Origin of the sequence: Synechococcus lacustris str. Tous (genome assembly GCF_003011125.1) — a bacterium.
Lineage (GTDB): Bacteria > Cyanobacteriota > Cyanobacteriia > PCC-6307 > Cyanobiaceae > Synechococcus_D > Synechococcus_D lacustris.
Genome location: NZ_PXVC01000147.1, coordinates 1 through 2,254 on the forward strand (window position 1 = coordinate 1; position 2,254 = coordinate 2,254).

Below are 2,254 nucleotides of genomic sequence, written 5' to 3' on the forward strand. Positions count from 1 at the left end.
GCGTTATATATTAATCAAACGTCATTTAGAAAAAAATCCTGCCAATAAGTTTGCGCCACTATTTGATTATTTTGATGCCTGGTGCCAAGACGAAAATCGCCATGGCGATATTTTCAATATGTTGCTGCAGTGTTGGCCAGGGATGACTAAAGGTATACGCGGTAAATTATTAAGCCGCCTATTTCTATGGCTGGTATTTCTAACCCATAGCCTCACGGTGGCGGAACGCAGCAACTTTTATGAACTGTTAGGCATGGATGCCCGCCAGTTTGATACCGAAGTAATCAAAGCAACAAATCGCAGTGCTCGCAGGGCATTCCCCGTGGTATTTAAATTAACAGGCACAAACTTCATGGCCCATCGCGATGGAATAGTGCACTGCTTTCAACAATTACAAGCCAAAGCGGCTAAGGGTTGGCGTTTTGATTGTTTCTTGATTCGCCTAAAGCTGTTAGGCCACGGGCTGCGTCAATTCCTTAGCCCTATGGAGCTGGCATGAAAACAATTAATTACTACTCAAGCGCCTATCGAACCGCCTTCTCACACATCAATGGCGTGGTGATTATGGGGGAAACCCACGCGGCTCAGCATTTTCAAAAATTAGCCAAGGCAATCCATCAAGACCACGACGAATTAATGGCCCTAGCTGCCATGGAAGCTCGCCATGCCAGGGATTTCGTTGGCTGCGGCCGCGAACTTGGTATTACCGCTGCAATTCCAATGGCGCGCCGTTTATTTCAACCACTCCATTCCCACTTCTGCACAGCCCTTAAGGGGGGTTGCCTGGTAAGACCCATGGTGATTCAAGGCCTAATCATCGAATGTTTTGCAATCGCCGCATATCACTGTTATCTACCCGTAGCCGATCCCTATGCCAAAAAAATCACAGCAAAAGTGATAGATGATGAACACTTGCATTTGAACTATGCAGAGCGATGGTTAAAGGCAAATTTTGCTGAACAGCAGGAGGTTATTGCTGAATGTTGCCGCACTGAACTGGCAACCACCATGACAATTCTCAAAGAGCTATGGCAACACCTTGTGGCAATTGGCATTGATCCAGCCGAGGTGGTGGCTGAATTTGTTTCACTTTTCAACGACACCTTGATCGCTATCGGCTTTCATCAAAACCGAGCTAGGGCCATTGGCGCTGCTGCGATAGCCCGTGCCTTGGCGTAGGGGGAGATGCTCGTATAAATCACCGCCAAAACGCAGTTGCAACCACAACAGCAGGTGTGGTGTGGTGCTGAGCAACAAYTCCTTTGCAGCGTGATCTGTGCCTARATCAACMCCACGCTGCTGTAATTCAGCCTTAAGAGTGGGTTCCAATTGATCTGGGCTTAAATGCCAAATATCAGGGGCATTGCCATCGCGAGTGCGTAAACGCTCAGCTAACACCTCCTCTAATTGGCCATCGCCACTAAGAACTCCGTAGGGGGCAACAAGCACAGAGGCAAGGGGAACAGAAATCATTTGCAACATGCAAAGCTGATACAATGATTCTATTATATCATTTATACAATTGCGTTGCCGCCATGGCTGCCACCCCTGTTTCCGTTCATGAAACCCATAGGGATCAAAAAATGCCGCTCGGAACCCGCCTTCAGAAACTGCACCGTGTGATCGGCGCTGCCCATCGCGATGCGGAGGGAATGGTGTTTTCGAAAGCTTTGCTCGAAGGCGGCGCCAGCCCCCAACAAATCGCCGCCTTAATCCGTTCCCTATTGCCGATCTACACAGCAATGGAGGCTTTGATTGAGCAACTGCCCGACCCGCTTAAAACCAGTGGCATTCCCTGGCATGCCCTCTCACGGCACAGGGCCCTCAAGGAGGATGTTGCGGCACTGGCGGCCTTAGAAGCMAGCCCAGCAAGCCTTGATGAATTGGCAAATGAATTAATCGCCTGCCTCACAAACTTGGCGGAAACAGCACCAGAACGGTTCCTTGCCCATGTGTATGTGCGCTATGGGGGCGACCTTTCCGGCGGCCAACAACTAGCCCAGCAAGCCAACTCGATCCTTAGCAAAGCAGGCCTACCTGAATTGCAGTTTTGGAGCTTCCCCAGGCCCATCGCTGAACTAAAGCAGCAACTTCACGATGGCATCGAGCTATTGCCCTTAATGCACAACGAGGAAACAAATTTGCTGGAGGAGGCCCCCGCTGGTTTCCGCCTAAACCAACGGCTGCTCAAAGCCCTAGCTGAAATCAAGGCCGCCTAGCGATGAGTATTGAACTGCTGCGCCGCCACGACAGG

The 2,254-nt window shown here is 50.1% G+C and carries 4 protein-coding genes; 3 read left to right on the plus strand and 1 reads right to left on the minus strand.

Going from position 1 to position 2,254, the window contains the following annotated elements; genetic code table 11:
• Together C7K08_RS15665 and C7K08_RS13585 are read left to right on the plus strand one after the other, a co-directional pair.
• The coding region (locus C7K08_RS15665; RefSeq protein WP_341272173.1) for a ferritin family protein at positions 1-499 on the plus strand (499 nt) is incomplete at its 5' end.
• Positions 496-1,179 (plus strand): long-chain fatty aldehyde decarbonylase, encoded by a 684-nt coding sequence (locus C7K08_RS13585; RefSeq protein ID WP_106501069.1) that lies wholly within the window; start codon positions 496-498, stop codon positions 1,177-1,179. The genes C7K08_RS15665 and C7K08_RS13585, both read left to right, overlap by 4 nt.
• Here C7K08_RS13585 and C7K08_RS13590 read toward each other — a convergent pair.
• The gene (locus tag C7K08_RS13590; protein ID WP_133165301.1) at positions 1,087-1,473 is read right to left on the minus strand and encodes a hypothetical protein; all 387 of its coding nucleotides are present in this window, start codon (positions 1,471-1,473) and stop codon (positions 1,087-1,089) included. The two genes, C7K08_RS13585 and C7K08_RS13590, sit on opposite strands and share 93 nt — an antisense overlap.
• Before the next feature lie 62 nt (positions 1,474-1,535).
• Here C7K08_RS13590 and C7K08_RS13595 point away from each other — a divergent pair, with 62 nt between their 5' ends.
• On the plus strand, positions 1,536-2,219 hold the full coding sequence (locus C7K08_RS13595) for a biliverdin-producing heme oxygenase (protein WP_161955937.1): 684 nt from the start codon (positions 1,536-1,538) through the stop codon (positions 2,217-2,219).
• Positions 2,220-2,254: the final 35 nt, after the last annotated feature.